Consider the following 18457-nt stretch of genomic DNA (forward strand, 5'->3'; position numbering starts at 1 on the left):
GGGAGAGGAAGGGTTTCGTTTGTTCCCGCGCTGGTCGTTGCGACTGGTGCGGGGGCATTCGTGGCGCTTTCTGTTGGCAGGTAGGGAGGTTGGTGGTGACACGGAGAGTCCGGCCGGTGGTGGTACGGCAGCGGATCACGGAACGGCTGGAGCGTGAGCGGGCGCGGATGGAGTCGTGCCCGGATGAGGAGTTGCTGGTGTCGCCGGTGTGGCGGCAGGGCTATCTGGCGGGTTTGCGGATCGCACGGGTAATCGTGCGGGAAGGCGGGGAATGATGCGCGAGATCGAACGCATTATCGAGGCGGCGAACGCGGCGTATCGGGAGTTCGTGGCGGCAGAGCCGGATCGGGAAGTGCGGGACGTGGTGCGGAACGCGGTCCGGTTCCTGGCGGTGGATCTAACGGCTGCGGCGAAGTTCGCGGCCTCGACGACGGACCCGTCGATACGGAGGGTGGCGTAGATGCAGATCGATGCGGTGAACCGGAAGGCGCGGCAGAAGTACGCGTCGTTCGTGTCCGCGATGGACATGGTCCGTGAGGCGCTGGACAACCTGACCCCGGTGATCGCGAAGGTGCGCAAGCCCTCGGGGAGTTCGGGGTGGACGGTGCCGACGCGGGAGGAGCTGGCCGGGCTGAAGCGGACCGCGACGGAGGAGCTGGAGCGGTTGCGGGCGAAGTCGAAGAAGTACGAGGCGGAGCTGGTCTCGCGGGAGTGGAGGCTCTGATGGCGCATCAGGTGGACCGGGCTCTGGATGACCTGGGCAACGCGATGGCGATGCTGCGGCAGGCGATGCGCGGTGTTCCGGCGCGACGGCAGGCGTTCAAGGCCAACCACGACCGGATGGCGCGGGAGATGGCACGTCTGACGGTGGCGGTGACGGACGCGCGGTCGGTGATCGAGCCGGAGAAGAAGCGGCGCAAGCGCTAGCCGGACAACACAGAACGGGCAGGGATCGGCCCCGATCACTCACGGGTGATCGGGGCCTTCTGCTGCCCGCGGAATGGGAGGTGAACGGATCGTGGGCAAGGCAAGCCGCGGGAACGCGGGCAAGCAGGAGTCGACGCGTCGGCCGGGTGCGGAGTGGCGTGCGGCGTTGTGGGCGGTGCGGCATCCGGGGAGTCTGCTGGTGCCGGGCGCGCTCGGCTGGGGCTGCGCGGAGCTGGGGCCGGTGACCATGGGTGTCGGGGCCGGGGCGGCGGCTGCGGCGGCTGGCGCATGGTACCGGGGGCACCCGGACAGCTTCGACCGGGTCGTCACGCCGCGGGTGCGGTCGGCGCGGCGTCGGTGGTGGACCTACCGGGGTGGCCGGTGGCGCAAGGCCATGCAGGACTGCGAGCTGTTCACCACTCACCGCAAGACCGGCGCGGATCACTTCCCGCGTGTGGTGAAGGTGCGGGCGCACTCGCCGACCGTGGACACGGTGTGGGTGGAGCTGGCCCGCGGTCAGTCGGCCCGGTCCTTCACCGACCGGGTGGAGGAGCTGTGCTCGGCGCTGAACGTGGAGCGCATCGGGATCGAGAAGGTCAAGCCGCGGGTGGTCGGGCTGGTGGTGCAGCACGCGGAGCCGTTCACGGAGGTCATCGATGCGCCGGAGATGCCGGCGGATTCCGATGCGGTGGACCTGTCCTCGATCTACCTCGGGGACGACGAGTTCGGCGGCGACTGGCGTGAGTCCCTGAACGGGAACCACTGGTTCGTCGCGGGTGCGACTGGTGCGGGGAAGAACAGCATCGGATGGTCTCTGCTGCGCACCCTCGCTCCGCTGATCCGGGACGGGCTGGTGCGGCTGTGGGTCTGCGACCCCAAGCAGATGGAGTTCGCCAAGCTCGCGCCGATCGCTCACCGCTACGCGGCCACCGATGAGGACTGCGCCGACCTGATCGCCGACTACGTCGACGACCTCAAGACCGCACAGCAGGATCTCGGCGGCAAGGGCAAGCGCACCCTCACAGTCTCGGTGGAAACGCCGGTCAACCTCCTGATCCTCGACGAGATGGGCGCACTGCTCGCTTACGGCGACTATGCCCGGGACAACCGCCGCAACCTGGCGGTGGTCGGGTCGCAGGGCCGTTCCTCGGGTCACCACATGGTCGGGTTCGTCCAGGAGCCCACCAAGGACACGGTGCCGGTGCGGGACCTGTTCACCGTGCGGGTGTGCCTGCGGCTGACCGCGGCCGGGCAGGTCGACGGCGTGCTTGGGGAAGACGCCCGGCTGCGGGGAGCACTCGCCGACGAGATCCCGAACGTGCCGGAGACCGCGGGCATCGGCTACGTCGTCCGTCCACGTACGCGGGTCCCGATGCGGGTGCGCGCGGCCTATGTCGACGACCGCGAGATCGATCAGCTCGTCAACTTCGTCCGCACCACCACACCGAGTGGGCGGGCCAACCTGGAAGTGGTGGCCTGACATGAACATCGTGGCAACCCTCGTACGGCTCGTGATCGGTGGCGGACTGGCCGCGGTCACCTTCGCCCAGATGGGAATCTCGCCCACGGCGCTGCTCGTGGTCGCGTTCCTGGTGACCGTGGCGTGGTCACGGCTCTCCCGGCAAGGGGTGGCGTGATGTTGCGCGCCACAGGACGGATGTTCGGGACGTGGCTGCGGGTCACGCTCCTGCTCGGGCTCGCGGTGATCGTGGTCGGCTGGATCTGGGGCTTTGGCACCGGCCCGTTCGTCGTGGCTGTGGTCGTCGCGATCGCGGTCGAGCTGCTCGCGCTGCGCGGCCTGGCCCGTGAGTGGGTGTTCGAAGCCCGCGGCCACTGGTGGTGGCTGTGATGACCGACCAGCTCGGACTGTTCGGCACCAACCCCGAACCAACACCCTCCAGCACGGCACCGGCCCGACAACGGCGGTCCCGCTCGACGGGCACCCCCGCGGTCGCTGCCGACGTTCTCGCCGACGTGCACCACGGCCGGTACGGGCTGCTCGACGACGGAGACCGGTACGTGGTGTTCGAGGACGACACCCGCGTCCGGCTCGCGGCTGAGGAGAACGTGCTGGCTTCGCTCGCGGCAGGCGGCTACGTGGAACGTCGCCCGATCCGCGACACCGTGTCCTGTCGGCACGGCGCCATCCGCCGCCCGGTGACGCCGTTGCGGCTCACCAAACGCGGCCACGCCCTGATGAACCGGTGGGGCGCGCTCGCCTCCTACCGCACTCACTCCGGAAAGGACTGACACATGTCCGCGATCGATACAGCGGCGTCCCGGTACGACGACGCGCTACACCGCCTCGACGAGGTCATCAAGGTCATTGAGGACATCCCCGTCAACGGCCTCCCCGGCGCGCACTCCCGCATGGCGGTCCGGCTGCTGGCTGAGGCCTACGACCTGTGGCGCGGCATCAGCGCTGCCCGTGACTCGCTCACGTGGGGATGAGCGCATGAAGATCACCAACGACGGGGCGGTGATGACCTGCGCGGCCGGTCACTCCGCCCGTGCCGTCGACGACCAGCGGCCGTACGGGGAATGGCGGGTGTCGTGGCTGCCGGACCGCACCGTCACACGCAACCAGGCGGTGACCGCGCTCGTGCTCGCGGCGTGCGTCACCGACGGCGCTACCGGCCCGGCACACCAGCACTGGCCACACGTGCAGGGCTGGGCCGCCGAACTCGGCCTCACCGCACCGGACGCGGTCACCGCCATCCACCTGGCCTCCACCTACTGACACGAGAAAGGAGAACGCGCCATGCGCGGCAAACTCGCCGACGTGATCCGGATCGGCGTCGCGGTCGTCCTCGGCGGGATCGGCGCGGCAGCCGGGTTCACCCACACCCACGACTGGGCCGTCTCACACGGCCAAACCGGCTGGCTCGCGTGGGCGACCGCGGTGGTCATCGAGGGCATGGCGGTAGTGGCCGGGTTCGAGATCCACCACGACCGCGCCGCGGGCCACTCGTTCAAGTTCCCGGCTGCGGTGCTGGTGTTCGGGGTCCTGGTCCAGATGACCGCTCAGGTCGCTGAGGCCGAACCGTCTCCGGCCGGGTGGCTGGTCGCTGCGATGCCCGCGCTCGGCTTCCTCGCGGTCGTGAAGCTCCTCATGCGCCACACACCCACCGAACCACCCGCGCCTGCTGAGGCGACCGACGCGGCCAAACCAGCGCAGGAAGCATCGACGGCCGTTCCTCGAGTGCGGCTGCCTGCCGACATCACGGCTCGTATCGACGCCGCGGTGACTGCGGCACGGGATGAGGGCCGCGAACCCTCGATCGAGGACATCCAGCGCGTTGCCCGGGTGCCGGCGGATTTGGCGCGGCGTGTGCTCGCCAATCGCCCGGCGACCAACGGGCACTCGCTGCACGACTGACCCCGCACTCCCATCAGGCGGGGCGCGGCCACACCGGCTGTGTCCCGCCTCCTGGTTGTGCCCAACGAACTTGGAGGTGATCCGCATGTGGACGGTCGACGACCGCATCCGTGAACGACTGCGAGCCGCGGACTACGGCGACTGGCGTGCCCGGGTCGAGGCCATCGGCGGCTGCGCCAAGCCGATCCGGCTCGCCGGAGGCTCGACGCTCATGCACGCCCCGACCGGTGAGGTGGTCGACGAGTACGGCGGCACCGCGTGGGTGCCCTGCGGGAACCGGCGCGCCGGGGTGTGCCCGACCTGCTCGGACCGCTACGCCGCCGACGCGTTCCACCTCATCCGCGCCGGGCTCTCCGGTGGCTCGAAAGGCGTACCGGAGTCGGTCACCGACCGGCCTCGCGCGTTTGTCACCCTCACGCCGCCTTCGTTCGGTCAGGTGCACAACCGGGCGTTCTCCAGTGCCGGGCGGCCGTTGCGGTGCCCGTGCGGGGAACGGCACCACGAGCACGACCCGCGGATCGGCGGGCCGCTCGACGCCGACGGGTACGACTACGTCGGCGCGGTGCTCTGGCAGGCACACACCGGCGTCCTGTGGCACCGGTTCGTCACCCGCCTCCGGCGCGAGATCGCCAAGCGTGCCGGGATTCGGGTCCGGGACTTCAAACACGTCGCCCGCGTCTCGTACGGCAAGGTCGCCGAGTACCAGCGTCGCGGGCTCGTCCACTTCCACGCTGTCGTGCGCCTCGACGGTCCTGACGGCGCGATCAGCCTGCCGCCCGGGTGGGCTACGGCCGAACTGCTCGACGAAGCGGTACGGGCTGCTGCTGGCGCGATCGCGGTCAAGACCAACCGGCCGGACGGGGCTGCGCTCACCCTCGCCTGGGGCGGACAAGTCGACATTCGCCCGATCCGACGCACGTCCGATGTGGAGGACGACGACGGGCAGATCAGCGAACAACGGCTCTCCGGCTACATCGCCAAGTACGCCACCAAGGGCACCGGCAAGACCGAAGCCGCCGACCGTCCGGTCAGGTCGCAACTGGACATTGACCACCTGCGGATCTCCGACCACCACCGTCGCATGATCCAAACCGCCTGGGACCTCGGGGAGCTGGAGTCCTACGAGGACCTGAACCTGCGCCGCTGGGCGCACATGCTCGGGTTCCGCGGCCACTTCCTCACCAAGTCCCGCGCCTACTCCACCACGTTCAAGACCCTCCGCGGTGACCGCCAGGCGCACCGCCTCACCGAACGGCTGACCGCGCTCGGCATCCCGCCCGAGGACTTCGACGACATCACCGTGATCAACGACTGGGAGTTCACCGGCACCGGCTACGCCGACGATGCAGAACGCGAACTCGCCGCCGCCATCGCTGACCGGACACGGCAAGCACGGCTCAGCAAGCACCGACAAGAACAGGAACCAGCAGCATGAACGCACCGAAGCTGTGGGGCATCAAGGACGTCGCCGAATACCTCGGCATCCCCGAACAGACCCTCTACCAGTGGCGCACCAAGGGCTACGGGCCTCCCGGACGCCGTGTCGGCAAGTACGTCCGCTACCGCGCGGCCGATGTGATCGAGTGGTTCGAGAAGCTTCCTGCGGAGGTGGCCTGATGCCTCGTCCGCCGCTTCCGGTGGGCACGCACGGCAAGATCACGACGTACGAGGTCGAGCCGGGCAAGTTCCGGGCTCGGTGCGGCTACCGGCACTACGACGGCAAGGTCTACCCCGTCGAGCGCTACGGCGCGTCTCGGCCGCACGCGGAACGGCGGCTGAAGGAAGCCATCCGGGACTGGCGCGCTCCCGTGGCGGCAGGCGAGTTCGGGCCGAACAGCCGGTTCCGCGAGATCGCGATGGGGTGGCTGGCCTATTACGAGCGGGACGCCGACCGCGGGTTCAACTCGTGGGGCTCGGTCGACACGTACAAGAACAGGCTGACGACGATCGTGCTGCCGGACATCGGCGAGCTGCGGGCGCACGAGATCGAGGCGTCGCCGGTGGTGCTCGACCGGGTGTGCCAGACGACGCGGGACCGAACGAGCGCCAGCACGGCCAAGATCGTGAAGTCGGTGATCCGGAACGTGTGCCTGTTCGGTGTGCGGGCTGGGGCGTTCGAGACCAACCCGGCGCGGGACATCGGGCGGATCGAGTCCAAGAAGGCGCGGAACCGGCCTGCCAAGCCGCGGGCCATGACCGCCGACGAGGTGTTCGACCTGCTCGGCAAGCTCGACGCCGACGAGGCCGCGGTGGCCGCCGACCTGCCGGACCTCGTGCGGCTGTTCCTCGCCACCGGTGAGCGGACCGGCGAGGCGCTGGCGGCCGACTGGGAGGACTTCGACGCCGACGCCAAGCAGCTCACCATGGCGGGCAACGTCATCCGGGCCACCGGGAAGGGCCGGATCATCAACCGCGGCAAGACCGACAACGCGGTCCGGCCGGTGCCGCTCGCCGACTGGTGCGTGCGCATGCTCGTCCACCGGCACGACGCCCTCGGCCGACCGGCGGAAGGGCCGATCTTCCCCAGCTCGACCGGCACCATCCGTGAGGCCAGCAACGTCCGGAACCGGGCGTGGAACCCGTTCAAGCAGCGCGCCGGGTACGAGTGGGTCACCTTCCGCACGTTCCGCAAGACCGTGGCCACCCTGCTCGACGCCGCAGGGCTCACCGCGCGCCAGATCGCCGACATCCTCGGCCACGCGCACCCGTCGATGACGCAGGACGTGTACATGGGCCGCGGCGCGGTCAGCCGGGACGGCGCGGACGCCCTGCATGCCGCCCTCGGTCAGGAGTAAACCGGGGGTTTTCTGGGGGCGCGATCATGGACCGTGGGTGAAGGGCCTTCATGACCAGGCCGTTTGGTGGGCCGCCTGGGGCTCGAACCCAGAACCTACGGATTAAAAGTCCGCAGCTCTACCAATTGAGCTAACGGCCCGTGTGGTCATGCTACCGAGCGGGTCGGCGGCCGGGCGTCAGGGTTATCGGAAGATCGCCTGGCCTGGGGTCAGGACGTTGTTCGGGTCGTGGCGGCGTTTGGCGGTGCGGAAGGCGGGCCACTCGTCGCCGTAGTGGGTGTGCCAGTCAGCTTCGGTCATGGGGATGGCGCCGACCGGGTAGTGGGTGCCGCCCACCGCCACGACCCGGTCGTACTGGGACCTGTTCACCGCGATCAGGCGCTGGGTCTCCGCGTCGTTCGGGGGGCTCACCGCGCGGAGCAGGGCCAGCAGGAACACGACGGGGCTGTCGGGGAGGCGGACGAACGGCTGGCGGATCAGGTCCCTGGCCACGGGGTACAGGAGGACGACCCCGCCCGCGTCGGCCGGGGTGGTCTCCGCGAGGACCTCCGTGACGTACTCGTCCGTCGCCTCGGAGGGGATGAAGACGTTGATCCACGGGCCGGGCAGGCGGAGTGCCATCAGCTGCTGGACCAGGTCGTAGATCCGGTTCAGCCAGTCGAAGTACGGCATGTCCGTGATCTCGGTGGACGCCGGGGCCAGGTCCGCGGTCAGGGCCTCGTCGTCCGGTTCGGCAGGCGGCGTGTAGTACATGACGCCTTCCAGCATGTACGACCAGCCGGTCTCGGTCGGGGTGAGCTGGCCTTCGAGGTAGCTGAAGCGGCGGTCGGCGAGGGCCGTGCGCTGGGCGGCGGTCATGGACGCCAGGTCCGGGTAGAACAGGTGGTACACGCGTGCGGTCGTGGCGGCCGGGATCAGGCGGACCGTGGCCCTGGCGATCACCGCGAACTGGCCAAGGCCGCCGAGGACGGCGTGGAAGAGATCCGGCCGGATGGCCGGGGAGCAGCGCACGATGTCGCCGGTGCCCGTGACCACCTCGAGCGCCAGCACGTTGTCGACCAGCATGCCGTGGTGGGAGGTGGCGCCGCCGATGCCGCCCAGCGACAGGGTGCCGCCGATCGAGAGACCCAGGTAGTCCGTCGCGACCGGCGGGGTCTGGCCTGCCGCCAGCGTGGCCTTGATCAGGTCCAGCCACTGCACGCCCGCGTCGACCACGGCCTGGCCGGTGCCGATGCGGTGGATGGTCGCCAGGGTGCGCGAGTCGATGACGATGCCGCCGCCCGCCTGCGCCTGGCCGAACGTGGAGTGGCCCTGGCCTCTCGCCGCGACCTTCAGGCCGTGCTGGTTCGCGAACCTGATGACCGTGGCGATGTCGCGGACCGAACCGGGGCGCAGCACGGCGATCGGCTTGCGGTGCACGATGTGGCCGTAGTCGTCGGCGGCCTCGGTGCGGGACTCCTCGTCGACGACCAGTTCGCCGTCGAGGCCCGGCACGCGGATGGCGTCCTCGGTGTCCGCGTCGGCGGCGGTCAGCCAGCCGAGGCCGGCCGGGTCGAACGCGACGACCGTCGCGGCTGCGGTGGCGGTGGCGCCGGCCAGTACGGCCCGGCGGCTGATCTGCAACTTGCGCACGCGCGGCACCCTAACCCAGAAACGACCATGGACATTCACCCGTTTGCCGGATGGACCCGTACTTCTCGGCGCTGATCCACAGTGGTCCGAACCAGGGTGTGAGGTTTCGCCGGCTCGCGCGTTTTACCCAGTGAGAAGCGAGTTCGGGAGGGCGCTATGGGCAGGGACCTGGTGGGCACGGCGGACGAGACCTTCGCGGACATGGTGCAGCGGTGGCGGCACATGGCGAACCTGACACAGGAGGGGCTCGCCGCGCGGTCGGGCCTGTCCCCACGCAGTATCCAGAACCTGGAGCGGGGCCGCGTCGGCAGACCGCGGCGCGCGTCGGTGCGCCTGCTCGCCGACGCGCTCGGCCTGACCGGCGCCGACCGCGCCGCGTTCGTGCACGCCGCCCGCATCGGCACGCCGACCCCGATCACCGCGTGGCGCGGGGGCACCGACAGCGGCGAGGTGACCGCGGCCGACAACCTGCGTCAGCTGGTCGCGCAGGCACGACGTACCGGCTCGCAACCCGTTGACCTGCGCGGACTTCCGCACACCGCCGCGCCGGACGTCGTGCTCGAGCGGCTGCTGACCGCGCTCGGCATCCACGAGGCCGACGCGGTGACCGACGCCGTGGCCGTCTGAACGATCACGGGCCCGCGGGCGCGCCGGTGTCCTCGAACACGTTGCCCGACCACCGGTAGTCGGCGGCAGACGGGTGCCACCCGGTGCTGGGGGCACCGCCGAGGAACCGGTTGGCCAGCACGTGGATGCCCGCCGACCCCGGCCCGGTCGGTGCGTTCACCTGGGTGAGCAGGCTGTCCTGGACGGTCACGTTCCTGATCGGACCGTCCAGGTCGGACATCGACACGCGGCCCACCACGTTGTGGCGCAGCACAACCCCGCTGGCACCGGCCGACACCCGCACGTCCGACTCGGCGAAGTAGCTGTCGTACACCTCGGCGCCGCTCGTGAGCACCGCGCCGGAGTCGACCGTGCTGCGCCGCACGACGAGCCCGCTCGCGCGCTGTGTGAGCGCTGCGCCACCGACGAACTCACTGTCCACAACGGTCAGGTCGCCGGCGAGCTGCACAAGCGCGGGCACGCCGGACGGGGCGACGACGACCACGCGGCGCAGCGTCACGCCCGGCGCCTCGACGATCACCGCGCCGCTGACGCGCAGGTCCTCGACCACCTGCCCGGCGGTCGTGATGCGCAGGTCGCCCTGGTGGTCGCGCAGCGTCGCGCCCCTCGGGACGCCGGTGTTCGAGACGGCGGGGTCGCCGGTCAGCGGGCCCCAGGACGGCTCGGGACCGGCCGGGGTGCCCGGCGGCGTGGTCGACGTCCCGGAGGTGTCCGGTTCGGATGTCGGTGAGCTGCTCGTCTTACCCGGGCCGTCGATGATCATCGTGGGGTCGGTGGGCGGCGCGTCGGTGAGGAGCCTGCTCATGACGACCGCACCGCCGAGGCCCACGACCGCGATCACCGCGGCCGCGGTGGCCAGTGAGTGCCTCTTCCTGGGGCGGGGCCGCAGCTGGGTGACGACACCGCCCTCGTCGGACCCGTGTTCCTCCACGTGCACGTCGGCGATGCGTTCACGCCACTCGTCCAGTCCGGGCGGCGCCTCGATCTCGGCGAAGAGTGTCCGCAGCTCCTTCTCGTCGATCTCTCTGCTCACGGCTCCCCCTCGCAGGCTCGAGGATGCCGCGCGCGGTCGCCCCGCGCGTTCCGGTTCGTTCCGCGGGCTCCGCTCACAACGACACCCCCAGGTGCCGCTGGAGCCGGGCGAGTGCCCGTTTGCACGCCATCGTCGCCGCGTGGTCGGACAGGCCGACGACCGCGCCGACCTCGGCGTACGTGAGGCCCGCCGCGATCCGCAGGCCGAGGATCGTGCGGTCCTTGTCGGAGAGGTGGGCCATGGCGGCGAGTGCCTGGCGCACCTCGTCCCGCATCACGACCTCTCCTTCCACGTTGACCTTCGGGTCGGCCTCCGTCACGCCGCCGAAGAAACGCGCCACCAGCGCCGACCGCCTGGAGTGCTTGCGCCGGTGGTCGATCACGGCGTTGCGCGCGATGCGCAACAGCCAGGCCGGCTCGGCCTCCAGTGGCACGTCGGCGCCCGCGTAGGCGTGGAACGCCGCGGCGAACACGTCCGCCGCCAGGTCCTCCGCGTCGCCCCGGTTGCTCACCTGCGAGAGGCAGTACCGGAACACGCGCGCTGCGTGGTCGCGGTACACCTGCTCGAACGACCTCGTCCGGGTCTCGGTCGTCCCGCGCTCCGAGTCCGGCTCAGCCGTGTCATCAGGGAGAACGCGTGAGCTCACGAGATCTCACACCCCAATTCCCCAGTCATGTGAAAACTGCTGCAGCCTAGCAACGCGGACCAGGCGAAATCGACGCTCAAACCGTTATCAACCCGGGTGTAACGGAGCGCGGTACGCGGACGTCGCCGGACGGGCCGACCCCGGCGGAGCCGCCCGGACAGGCCTGGATCCCCCGGCTCGACGGCACCGCCTCGGGTGTTTCGTCCTGGGCCGAATCCTTTGCGCGCCAACGGTTCTCCGGAAGAATTCGACCCATGGCGACATTCGATCCGCGCCTGTACGGGGCGCGCTGGGCGGAGAACTACGACGAGTGGCACAAGGGCCTGATGGACGACGAGGGCGCGGTGGCGGCGCTGGCCGGCTTCGCGTCCGACGGGCCCGCGCTGGAGTTCGGGGTGGGGACGGGACGGCTCGCGGTCCCGCTGGCCGAGCGCGGTGTCGACGTGACCGGGGTGGACATCTCGCCGGAGATGCTGGCGAAGCTGACGGAGAAGTCGGCCGCGGTGACGGTGGTCGAGGCCGACATGGCGACGGTGTCGCTGGAGCGCGAGTTCGCGGTCGCGTTCATCGCCTTCAACTCGATCTTCATCCTCGAGACGCAGGAGGAACAGGTCGAACTGTTCCGCAACGCGGCACGGCACCTGCGGCCGGGCGGGCGGTTCGTGCTCGAGACCGTGGTGGTGAAGCCGCCATCGCAGGACCAGGGGAAGCTCTCGGTGGTGAAGGTGGAGGCCGACCAGGTCACGCTCTCCGGCGGCACCACCGATCCGGTGACCGGCAACTACACCGGCACGTGGATGATCATCGGCACGGAGGGCACCCGGTTCTACCCGATGGGGGGCCGCACCGTCACCCACCACGAGATGGACCTCATGGCCCAGCTGGCGGGCCTGGAGCGTGAAGACCGCTGGGGTGACTGGAAAGGCACGCCGTTCGGCCCGAAGTCCGAGCTGCACGTGTCGGTCTACCGCAAGCCCTGACACACGAACGTGGCCCGCGTCTGCACCGCGGGCCACGTTCGTGTGTCAGTACGTCAGGGCAGGACCGTGATCCGGTCCGCCGCCGGAGGCGCGATGCCCGGGTTCGCGGCCAGGTACGCCGTGAACGCGTCCAGGTCGACCGGGCCACCCGCGATGTCGGTGCCGTTCGCGAACTCGGCGAACCCGTCACCGCCCGCGGCGAGGAAGTTGTTCACCGACACGCGGTAGGTGGCGTCGTCGGTGACCGGCTCACCCGCGACGGTGATGTCCGAGACCTTCGACCCGACCGCCGCGGACCGCGACCACGAGTAGTGCAACGTCGACGAGATCTGCAGGATCCGCACCTGGACCGAGCCGTCCGGCTGCGGCTGCCACTGCTGCTCCAGCACGGTCTTCAGCTGCGCACCGGTCAGCGTCATCGTCTGCATGATGTTGCTGAACGGCTGCACCGCGAACGCCTCGCCGTAGGTGACGACCCCGTCGCCCTCGCCCGCCGAGGAACCCGCGTAGGTGAGGTCGGTGCGGATGCCGCCGGGGTTGGTGATCGCGAGCTGCGCGTCGTTCGACTCGGTCGCACTGAGCTGCGCGTCGGCGATCACGTCGCCGAGCGGGGACTCACCGGACGCGGGCGCCGCGCGCACCAGGTCCGCGGTGATCGTGCCGACCTGCTCGTTCGCGATCGGCGCCGCCTTCGTCTTGGCCTCGTCGACCAGCGCGGCCACCTTCGGGTCCGGCGTGACGGTCCTGGTGACGATCTCGTTGTGCGCCTTGGTCGACTCCCGCACGACGTCCCGCGTCCGCTTGTCGATCTTCAGGTCCACCACGGAAAGCAGCCTGCCGAACGACGCGCCCTGGATGAGCGTGCGCGGCTTGCCCGCCGGGTCGGTGACCGTGCAGTTGTACTGCTGGTGGCTGTGGCCGGTGAACACGACGTCGACCGACGGCGACGCGGCCCGCGCGATCTCGGTGGCCGCGCCGGGCACCGTCTTGCAGTCGTCCGGGCCGCCGCCCTCGGTGTTGTCGCCCTGGTGGACGAGCACGACCTGCGTCTTGATGCCCAGCAGGTCCAGGAACCGCGACGACTTGTCGATCGCCTCGACCTCGTCGCCGAACTCCAGGCCCTCGACGGCCTCCGGCGTGACGACGAGCGGCAGGTCCTTCAGCGTGACACCGATGATGCCGATGGGCACGCCACCGGAAACCGTGACGGTGAACGGCAGCGCGGCGTTGACGCCGTTGTCGAAGAAGACGTTGCCGCCGAGGATCGGGAACTTCGCACCCGGGTAGCTGTCGCGGAACTGGCAGCCGTCGGTGGGGTGGCAGCCGCCGAGCTGCATGCGCAGCAGTTCCTGGTAGCCCTCGTCCAGCTCGTGGTTGCCGATCGTCGAGGCCCGCACGCCGAGCTCGTTGAGCAGCGCCATGGTCGGCTCGTCGTGGAACAGGGCGGAGTCGAGCGGTGACGCACCGACGTTGTCACCCGCCGACAACACGACGGAGTTCCTGACCTCGCCGCGCAACCGCTTGACGTGCGTGGCCAGGTAGGCGGCACCGCCCGCGTCGACCGTGGAGCCGTCGGGCAGCGTGACCCGGCCCGACGAGCCGGCCGGCGGCTGCAGGTTGCCGTGGAAGTCGTTGAACGTGATGAGCCGGACGTCCGTGGTGGAGCTCGGCGCGGCGGCCACCGGCGCGGCGGCCAGTCCGGCGCACGTGAGCGCCACCGCCCCCGCGACGGTCAGCTTGGTGAGTGCCCTCATGATCCTCCGTCCAGGCGCCCGATGTCCCCGTCGGGCGCGTGCGGTGGGCAGTCTGCACAAAGCAGCCGGTGTTTGCCAGCCCCGAAGGGAGGAGGATCTAACCTGGTGGATGTGACCGCGACTGCAGAAGACCCGCGCTGGCTGGACGACGGCGAGATGCGGGCCTGGCGCGCGTACGTGATCGCCAGTGAACTGTTGCGGAAGCAACTCAACCGGGAGCTGCAGGACCGCCACGGGCTGGCCCTCGCGGACTACGAGGTACTGGTCCGACTGTCCGAACAAGACGGTGGGCAGATGCGGATGGCGCAGCTGGCCGGTGAGGTCGCGTCGTCGAAGAGCAGGCTCTCCCACCAGATCGGCCGCATGGAGACCGCGGGCCTGGTGCGGCGGGTCGAATGCGGCGACGACGCGCGCGGCGTGTTCGCCGAGATCACCGAGGCCGGCCGCGCCCGGCTACGGGAGACCGCGCCGACGCACGTGGCCGGCGTGCGTGCCCACCTGGTCGACCTGCTGACGGCAGGCGACCAGACGGCACTGGCCGAGATCTTCGAACGCGTGCTGGACCACCTGGGACACCCGGAGCACTAGTCCGCCTCCCCGGGCTTAGAAGTGACTTCGCACAAAGATCCAAGCGGCCTGTCCCCGTCGTCCGGGTATCGCGGGCCGTCGGCATCGCGGCCGGTCCCGGGAGGTCAGGACCGGCCGCTCTCCGTCACCGCGTGACCTGCGTTTCGGCCAGGCCGGTCAGCGCGCTCGGCAGCGCACCCTGGTGCAGGACGCCGAGGCGCTGGGTGGCGCGGGTGAGCGCGACGTACAGCTCGGCCGCGCCGCGCGGGCCGTCGGCGAGGATGCGTTCCGGGTCGACGACCAGGACGGCGTCGAACTCCAGGCCCTTCGTCTCCGACGCGGTCACCGTGCCCGGCACTCCGGGCGGTCCGATCACGACACTGGTGCCTTCGCGATCCGCCTCGTCCCGCACGAACTCCTCGATGGCCGCGGGCAGTTCGTCCTCGGTGACCTTCCGCGCCCACGGTGCGACACCGTTCGCGCGGACCGACTCCGGCGGCTGGACGTCCGGGGCGAACTCGGCGAGCAGCGCGGCCGCGACGGACATGATCTCCGCCGGGGTGCGGTAGTTCACGGTCAGCGACCGGTACACCCAGCGACCCGGCACGTACCGCTCCAGCATCTGACCCCACGAGGTCGCGCCCGCCGGTGACCGCCGCTGGGCCAGGTCCCCGACCACCGTGAACGACCGGCCGGGGCAGCGCCGCATCAGCACCCGCCAGTCCATTTCGGACAGTTCCTGCGCCTCGTCGACCACGACGTGCCGGTAGGTCCAGTCCCGGTCCGCGGCGGCGCGTTCCGCGAGGTCACGCGTGTCGACCTCGACGAACCGGTCAGCCAGGTCCTCGGCGTAGAGGAGGTCCGTGGCGTACAGGTGGTCCTCGTCGTCCATCGAGTCCGCGCGGCCGATCATGCTGTCGAGCACCCTGGCCGCGTACTCGGCCTGCGCCTTCCGCTCCCGCTCCGCCGTGTCGTCGGCCGGCTTGTCCGGGCCCAGCAGGTCCACCAGCTCGTCCAGCAGCGGCACGTCCGACACCGTCCAGGCGGCGCCGTCGGCACGCAGCAGCACGGGGTCACCGCCCGCCGCCGTCAGCCGTTCCGGCGACTCGTACAGCGACGCCAGCAGCGTCTCCGGCGTGAGGACCGGCCAGAGCCGGTCGATGGTCGCGGTGAAGAGCTCGTCCTCCGCCAGCTCCTTGACCAGCTCCACCCGCAGCTGCTCCCAGGCCTCCTTGTCGTCCCTGGTCAGCCAGCCGCGACCGATCCGGCCGAGCGCCCGTTCGGTGAGCACGTACGTGATGATCTCGGTGAACGTCGCCCGCGCCTCGTTGTGCGGCAGCCCGCTCGTCCGCGCCTCGTCACGAGCCCACTCCGCGGTCGCGGCGTCGATCCGCAGCGGCGCCTCCCGCAGCCCGATCTCCACCGGCTGCTCCGGCAACAGCTGCCGGTCGGCGATCGCCGCCTTGAGGATGTCCAGCATCTTCAGCGACCCCTTGAGCCGCGCGGCTTCCTCACCGTCCTCGGCGGTCGCGCGCAGGCCGGGCACGAGCTCCCCGGGTGTCATGAACACGACGTCGGACTCACCCAGCGACGGCAACACCCGGCTGATGTGGTTGATGAACGCCGGGTTCGGCCCGACCACGAGCACGCCGTGCCGTTCCATCCGCTCACGCTGCGTGTACAGCAGATACGCGACGCGGTGCAGCGCCACGACGGTCTTCCCGGTGCCGGGACCGCCCTCGATCACGAGCACCCCGGGGTGCTCGAGCCGGATGATCTCGTCCTGCTCGGACTGGATCGTCGCGACGATGTCCCGCATCCCCTCGCCGCGGGGCGCGTTGACGGCCGCCAGCAGCGCCGTGTCCCCGTGCACGTCGTCACTGGGCCGCCCGAACACCTCGTCGGTGAACTCGACCACCCGGCGCCCGCGGGTCAGGAACTGCCGCCGCCTGCGCATGCCCTCCGGGGTGGCCCCGGTGGCGGTGTAGAACGGCCGCGCGGCAGGCGCCCGCCAGTCGAGCAGAACGGGTTCGAAGTCGTTCTCCTCGTCGAAAAGCCCGATGCGCCCGACGTAGGAATGCTCCCCCGAAATGGCGTCCAGCCGCCCGAAACACAACCCGTGGTCCGCGACGTCCAGCCGCCGCACCTCCCGCGCCGTCGACCGGACCTTGTCGTCCCGGTCCATCGGCGTGCCGCCGTCGTACCGCAAGGCGGCCTTGAACTGGTCTTTCGCCCGTATCCGCTCGGCGTCGAGCCGCTCGTAGAGCCCGGCCACGTAGCTCTGCTCGGACCGCAGTTCCTCTTCGTACCCCTGACTTGACACAGGCCCCTCACAGCGTTTAATCTGATTCCAGGTTCGGTGAGTTCTTCGTTGGTTTCTGAAGAGCACGCCGATTTTTTATTGTCCACCGGCTGTCAAGTCAGCACGCTTTCGAGCGCTGTTCCGGTGGGCTGTCTACCTCGTCTCGTCCCCTTGGTGGTCCCCGCGAACGGGACCTACCTTCGATGGACAGGACACCCGAGGAGGCAGCGATGTTCCCTGCTGAGGCACGTGCGTGGGCCGCGGAGAAGGTCGGCCAACCGATCATCGACTTCGACGAGCAGGGCCGCCGTTTCGCGGTGGACGCGCCGCCGGTGATGTCGGTGCGGCGCGAGTGGTGCGACCGCCACTACGGGCTGTCGGACATGTGGCAGGCGGACGGCACGGTGTGGCTCGACTCGGCGGGCGAGCACCGGTACGAGAAGGTCAGGGAACTGCCCGACGGCGTCACCGCGTACCAGCGGATCGGCCGTCGGGCGTGAGTACCACCGTCAGCGGTTCGCAGGCTGGACCCGCTCGAACCGCACCTTGCTCAGCCATCCCGGGAGGTCGCTGAGCACGTACAGCTCGCCGCGCGCGTCGGTGCCGATCGCGGTCGGCTGGGTGGGGAACCTGCCGATCGTGGCGGTCTCGTAGCCGCCGCGGGGCTTGGGCCGCACGGCGAACGCGAGGGTCGAGCAGTAGTCGCTCGCGATGTAGGTCCCCCACGCCTCCGGGGTCACGGACCCCCGGTACACCACGCCGCCGGTCACCGAGCAGTTCTCCGTGAGGAAATGTTCGTACTCGAAGACCGGGTCGGTGTACCGCATGCCCGCCCGGCATTGCTGCTGGTCGAACACCGGGGTGCCCTCCCGGCACGACCAGCCGAGGTTCGCCCCGCCCTGCCACGGGCGGATGTGGTTGACCTCCTCGACCAGGCCCTGGCCGACGTCACCGATCCACAGCGAGCCGTCCACCGGGTCGACGGAGAACCGCCACGGGTTGCGCAGCCCGTAGAGCCAGATCTCCGGCCGCGCACCCGCCACGCCGACGAACGGGTTGCCACTGGGCACGCAGTACGGCTGCGTCCCGCAGGTGCGGTTGACGTCGATCCGCACGATCTTGCCGAGCAGGGTGCCGAGGTCCTGGCCGGCCTTGAACGGGTCGTTCGCGTGGCCGCCGTCGCCGAGGGACCAGTAGAGGTAGCCGTCGCGGCCGAACGCCACCTGTCCGCCGTTGTGGTTGCCGTAGTCGGCGTGTGCCTGGGTGAGCAGCACCTGCTCCCGCTCAGGAGCGCCGATGGGCACGCGCGCCAGGGTCAGCGCGCCGGCAGGCAGGCTCGTGTAGGCCACGTAGAGAATCCCGGTCCGCCTGAAGTTCGGCGCAGGCGTGATGCCGAGGAGGCCGCGCTCGTTGTTCGACGTGTCGATCCGGTCGGTCAGGTCGAGCACCGGCTCGGCCGCCAGCCCGGTGTCGGGGTGGTAGGCGCGGACGGTGCCGTTCTTCTCCGCGATCAGCATCCGGCCGTCCGGCAGCCCGGTGATCGCGATCGGCCGCCGTAGGCCGGACGCCACCTGTTCGGTGACCACGGTCAACTCGGTGAGCGGCACCGAGCGGGCATGGGGAGCGCCCGCTGCGGGGGTCCCGCCCGCCATCACCGATGGCAGCAAGAGTGCGGACAGGGCCAGAACGAGCAGGCCGGCCAACATGGTGACCGGACGCCAACGCCGTCGCGACATGTTTTCGACTCCTCGGGGCAGGGCGGGAGACGATCTGGGAGCGCTCCCAACCGTAGCGCGAGTTTCCGCCAACATCCAG

General features: G+C 70.3%; 24 protein-coding genes and 1 tRNA gene. 18 read left to right on the forward strand and 7 right to left on the reverse strand.

Annotated elements, in window-relative coordinates; all coding sequences use genetic code 11:
• The first annotated feature begins 95 nt into the window (after window positions 1-95).
• The 14 genes from FHR82_RS12640 to FHR82_RS12705 all read left to right on the forward strand — a co-directional run bounded on the left by FHR82_RS12640 (window position 96) and on the right by FHR82_RS12705 (window position 7101).
• Window positions 96-275, forward strand: a complete 180-nt coding sequence (locus tag FHR82_RS12640; protein WP_184810580.1) for a hypothetical protein — start codon at window positions 96-98, stop codon at window positions 273-275.
• On the forward strand, window positions 275-460 hold the full coding sequence (locus tag FHR82_RS12645; protein ID WP_184810581.1) for a hypothetical protein: 186 nt from the start codon (window positions 275-277) through the stop codon (window positions 458-460). Before FHR82_RS12640 ends, FHR82_RS12645 begins: the two co-directional genes overlap by 1 nt.
• Complete coding sequence (locus FHR82_RS12650; RefSeq protein WP_184810582.1) at window positions 461-724, forward strand: hypothetical protein; 264 nt, start codon at window positions 461-463, stop codon at window positions 722-724.
• The gene (locus FHR82_RS12655; protein ID WP_184810583.1) at window positions 724-927 is read left to right on the forward strand and encodes a hypothetical protein; all 204 of its coding nucleotides are present in this window, start codon (window positions 724-726) and stop codon (window positions 925-927) included. The genes FHR82_RS12650 and FHR82_RS12655 overlap by 1 nt, the downstream gene beginning before the upstream one ends.
• Window positions 928-1018: 91 nt before the next feature.
• On the forward strand, window positions 1019-2407 hold the full coding sequence (locus tag FHR82_RS12660; RefSeq protein ID WP_311771043.1) for an FtsK/SpoIIIE domain-containing protein: 1389 nt from the start codon (window positions 1019-1021) through the stop codon (window positions 2405-2407).
• A gap of 1 nt (window position 2408) precedes the next feature.
• Window positions 2409-2564, forward strand: a complete 156-nt coding sequence (locus tag FHR82_RS12665) for a hypothetical protein (protein ID WP_184810585.1) — start codon at window positions 2409-2411, stop codon at window positions 2562-2564.
• A complete protein-coding gene (locus FHR82_RS12670) occupies window positions 2564-2776 on the forward strand; it encodes a hypothetical protein (RefSeq protein ID WP_184810586.1) in 213 nt (70 codons plus the stop codon). The genes FHR82_RS12665 and FHR82_RS12670 overlap by 1 nt, the downstream gene beginning before the upstream one ends.
• Window positions 2776-3177: a hypothetical protein gene (locus tag FHR82_RS12675; RefSeq protein ID WP_184810587.1), complete on the forward strand. Its 402-nt coding sequence runs from the start codon at window positions 2776-2778 to the stop codon at window positions 3175-3177. Before FHR82_RS12670 ends, FHR82_RS12675 begins: the two co-directional genes overlap by 1 nt.
• 3 nt (window positions 3178-3180) lie before the next feature.
• Window positions 3181-3378 (forward strand): hypothetical protein, encoded by a 198-nt coding sequence (locus tag FHR82_RS12680; RefSeq protein WP_184810588.1) that lies wholly within the window; start codon window positions 3181-3183, stop codon window positions 3376-3378.
• A 4-nt stretch (window positions 3379-3382) separates the two neighbouring features.
• The gene (locus FHR82_RS12685; RefSeq protein ID WP_184810589.1) at window positions 3383-3667 is read left to right on the forward strand and encodes a hypothetical protein; all 285 of its coding nucleotides are present in this window, start codon (window positions 3383-3385) and stop codon (window positions 3665-3667) included.
• A 21-nt stretch (window positions 3668-3688) separates the two neighbouring features.
• Window positions 3689-4306: a DUF2637 domain-containing protein gene (locus FHR82_RS12690; protein ID WP_184810590.1), complete on the forward strand. Its 618-nt coding sequence runs from the start codon at window positions 3689-3691 to the stop codon at window positions 4304-4306.
• 85 nt (window positions 4307-4391) lie between these two features.
• Window positions 4392-5741: a replication initiator gene (locus FHR82_RS12695; RefSeq protein ID WP_184810591.1), complete on the forward strand. Its 1350-nt coding sequence runs from the start codon at window positions 4392-4394 to the stop codon at window positions 5739-5741.
• Window positions 5738-5923 (forward strand): helix-turn-helix transcriptional regulator, encoded by a 186-nt coding sequence (locus FHR82_RS12700; RefSeq protein ID WP_184810592.1) that lies wholly within the window; start codon window positions 5738-5740, stop codon window positions 5921-5923. The genes FHR82_RS12695 and FHR82_RS12700 overlap by 4 nt, the downstream gene beginning before the upstream one ends.
• Complete coding sequence (locus FHR82_RS12705; protein WP_184810593.1) at window positions 5923-7101, forward strand: tyrosine-type recombinase/integrase; 1179 nt, start codon at window positions 5923-5925, stop codon at window positions 7099-7101. The genes FHR82_RS12700 and FHR82_RS12705 overlap by 1 nt, the downstream gene beginning before the upstream one ends.
• Before the next feature lie 64 nt (window positions 7102-7165).
• Here the strand turns inward: FHR82_RS12705 and FHR82_RS12710 are convergent.
• Together FHR82_RS12710 and FHR82_RS12715 are read right to left on the reverse strand one after the other, a co-directional pair.
• Window positions 7166-7241, reverse strand: a tRNA-Lys gene (locus FHR82_RS12710).
• A 43-nt stretch (window positions 7242-7284) separates the two neighbouring features.
• A complete protein-coding gene (locus FHR82_RS12715) occupies window positions 7285-8733 on the reverse strand; it encodes an FAD-binding protein (RefSeq protein ID WP_311771044.1) in 1449 nt (482 codons plus the stop codon).
• Window positions 8734-8889: 156 nt separating this feature from the next.
• Between FHR82_RS12715 and FHR82_RS12720 the strand changes: the two genes are divergently transcribed.
• On the forward strand, window positions 8890-9360 hold the full coding sequence (locus FHR82_RS12720; RefSeq protein WP_184810594.1) for a helix-turn-helix domain-containing protein: 471 nt from the start codon (window positions 8890-8892) through the stop codon (window positions 9358-9360).
• Window positions 9361-9364: 4 nt separating this feature from the next.
• Here FHR82_RS12720 and FHR82_RS12725 read toward each other — a convergent pair whose 3' ends face one another.
• Together FHR82_RS12725 and FHR82_RS12730 are read right to left on the reverse strand one after the other, a co-directional pair.
• Complete coding sequence (locus FHR82_RS12725; RefSeq protein WP_184810595.1) at window positions 9365-10393, reverse strand: hypothetical protein; 1029 nt, start codon at window positions 10391-10393, stop codon at window positions 9365-9367.
• Between the two features lie 73 nt (window positions 10394-10466).
• The gene (locus FHR82_RS12730; protein WP_184810596.1) at window positions 10467-11039 is read right to left on the reverse strand and encodes an RNA polymerase sigma factor; all 573 of its coding nucleotides are present in this window, start codon (window positions 11037-11039) and stop codon (window positions 10467-10469) included.
• A 254-nt stretch (window positions 11040-11293) separates the two neighbouring features.
• Here FHR82_RS12730 and FHR82_RS12735 point away from each other — a divergent pair, with 254 nt between their 5' ends.
• Window positions 11294-12019, forward strand: coding sequence for a class I SAM-dependent DNA methyltransferase (locus FHR82_RS12735; RefSeq protein ID WP_184810597.1), 726 nt, complete (start codon window positions 11294-11296; stop codon window positions 12017-12019).
• A 53-nt stretch (window positions 12020-12072) separates the two neighbouring features.
• Here the strand turns inward: FHR82_RS12735 and FHR82_RS12740 are convergent, their stop codons facing one another.
• Window positions 12073-13773: a bifunctional metallophosphatase/5'-nucleotidase gene (locus FHR82_RS12740; RefSeq protein WP_184810598.1), complete on the reverse strand. Its 1701-nt coding sequence runs from the start codon at window positions 13771-13773 to the stop codon at window positions 12073-12075.
• A gap of 156 nt (window positions 13774-13929) precedes the next feature.
• On the opposite strand from FHR82_RS12740, the gene FHR82_RS12745 reads away from it, so the two are divergent.
• The gene (locus tag FHR82_RS12745; protein WP_225944908.1) at window positions 13930-14361 is read left to right on the forward strand and encodes a MarR family winged helix-turn-helix transcriptional regulator; all 432 of its coding nucleotides are present in this window, start codon (window positions 13930-13932) and stop codon (window positions 14359-14361) included.
• 124 nt (window positions 14362-14485) lie between these two features.
• Here FHR82_RS12745 and helR read toward each other — a convergent pair whose 3' ends face one another.
• Window positions 14486-16663 carry an RNA polymerase recycling motor ATPase HelR gene (helR, locus tag FHR82_RS12750; protein ID WP_184810600.1) on the reverse strand — a complete coding sequence of 726 codons (2178 nt, stop codon included), beginning with the start codon at window positions 16661-16663 and terminating at the stop codon, window positions 14486-14488.
• A 209-nt stretch (window positions 16664-16872) separates the two neighbouring features.
• Here helR and FHR82_RS12755 point away from each other — a divergent pair, with 209 nt between their 5' ends.
• Window positions 16873-17142 (forward strand): hypothetical protein, encoded by a 270-nt coding sequence (locus FHR82_RS12755; RefSeq protein ID WP_184810601.1) that lies wholly within the window; start codon window positions 16873-16875, stop codon window positions 17140-17142.
• A gap of 9 nt (window positions 17143-17151) precedes the next feature.
• Here FHR82_RS12755 and FHR82_RS12760 read toward each other — a convergent pair whose 3' ends face one another.
• A complete protein-coding gene (locus FHR82_RS12760) occupies window positions 17152-18378 on the reverse strand; it encodes a PQQ-dependent sugar dehydrogenase (protein WP_184810602.1) in 1227 nt (408 codons plus the stop codon).
• Window positions 18379-18457: the final 79 nt, after the last annotated feature.

Origin of the sequence: Actinophytocola algeriensis, from assembly GCF_014203735.1 — a bacterium.
GTDB lineage: Bacteria > Actinomycetota > Actinomycetes > Mycobacteriales > Pseudonocardiaceae > Actinophytocola > Actinophytocola algeriensis.

What these genes read in the sequence shown, in the direction of transcription:
- FHR82_RS12645 (WP_184810581.1), top strand. Translation starts at nt 275, where the DNA reads ATGCGCGAGATCGAACGCATTATCGAGGCGGCGAACGCGGCGTATCGG.
- FHR82_RS12650 (WP_184810582.1), top strand. Translation starts at nt 461, where the DNA reads ATGCAGATCGATGCGGTGAACCGGAAGGCGCGGCAGAAGTACGCGTCG.
- FHR82_RS12655 (WP_184810583.1), top strand. Translation starts at nt 724, where the DNA reads ATGGCGCATCAGGTGGACCGGGCTCTGGATGACCTGGGCAACGCGATG.
- FHR82_RS12665 (WP_184810585.1), top strand. Translation starts at nt 2,409, where the DNA reads ATGAACATCGTGGCAACCCTCGTACGGCTCGTGATCGGTGGCGGACTG.
- FHR82_RS12670 (WP_184810586.1), top strand. Translation starts at nt 2,564, where the DNA reads ATGTTGCGCGCCACAGGACGGATGTTCGGGACGTGGCTGCGGGTCACG.
- FHR82_RS12675 (WP_184810587.1), top strand. Translation starts at nt 2,776, where the DNA reads ATGACCGACCAGCTCGGACTGTTCGGCACCAACCCCGAACCAACACCC.
- FHR82_RS12680 (WP_184810588.1), top strand. Translation starts at nt 3,181, where the DNA reads ATGTCCGCGATCGATACAGCGGCGTCCCGGTACGACGACGCGCTACAC.
- FHR82_RS12685 (WP_184810589.1), top strand. Translation starts at nt 3,383, where the DNA reads ATGAAGATCACCAACGACGGGGCGGTGATGACCTGCGCGGCCGGTCAC.
- FHR82_RS12690 (WP_184810590.1), top strand. Translation starts at nt 3,689, where the DNA reads ATGCGCGGCAAACTCGCCGACGTGATCCGGATCGGCGTCGCGGTCGTC.
- FHR82_RS12695 (WP_184810591.1), top strand. Translation starts at nt 4,392, where the DNA reads ATGTGGACGGTCGACGACCGCATCCGTGAACGACTGCGAGCCGCGGAC.
- FHR82_RS12700 (WP_184810592.1), top strand. Translation starts at nt 5,738, where the DNA reads ATGAACGCACCGAAGCTGTGGGGCATCAAGGACGTCGCCGAATACCTC.
- FHR82_RS12705 (WP_184810593.1), top strand. Translation starts at nt 5,923, where the DNA reads ATGCCTCGTCCGCCGCTTCCGGTGGGCACGCACGGCAAGATCACGACG.
- FHR82_RS12720 (WP_184810594.1), top strand. Translation starts at nt 8,890, where the DNA reads ATGGGCAGGGACCTGGTGGGCACGGCGGACGAGACCTTCGCGGACATG.
- FHR82_RS12735 (WP_184810597.1), top strand. Translation starts at nt 11,294, where the DNA reads ATGGCGACATTCGATCCGCGCCTGTACGGGGCGCGCTGGGCGGAGAAC.
- FHR82_RS12740 (WP_184810598.1), bottom strand. Translation starts at nt 13,773, where the DNA reads ATGAGGGCACTCACCAAGCTGACCGTCGCGGGGGCGGTGGCGCTCACG.
- FHR82_RS12745 (WP_225944908.1), top strand. Translation starts at nt 13,930, where the DNA reads ATGCGGGCCTGGCGCGCGTACGTGATCGCCAGTGAACTGTTGCGGAAG.
- FHR82_RS12755 (WP_184810601.1), top strand. Translation starts at nt 16,873, where the DNA reads ATGTTCCCTGCTGAGGCACGTGCGTGGGCCGCGGAGAAGGTCGGCCAA.
- FHR82_RS12760 (WP_184810602.1), bottom strand. Translation starts at nt 18,378, where the DNA reads ATGTCGCGACGGCGTTGGCGTCCGGTCACCATGTTGGCCGGCCTGCTC.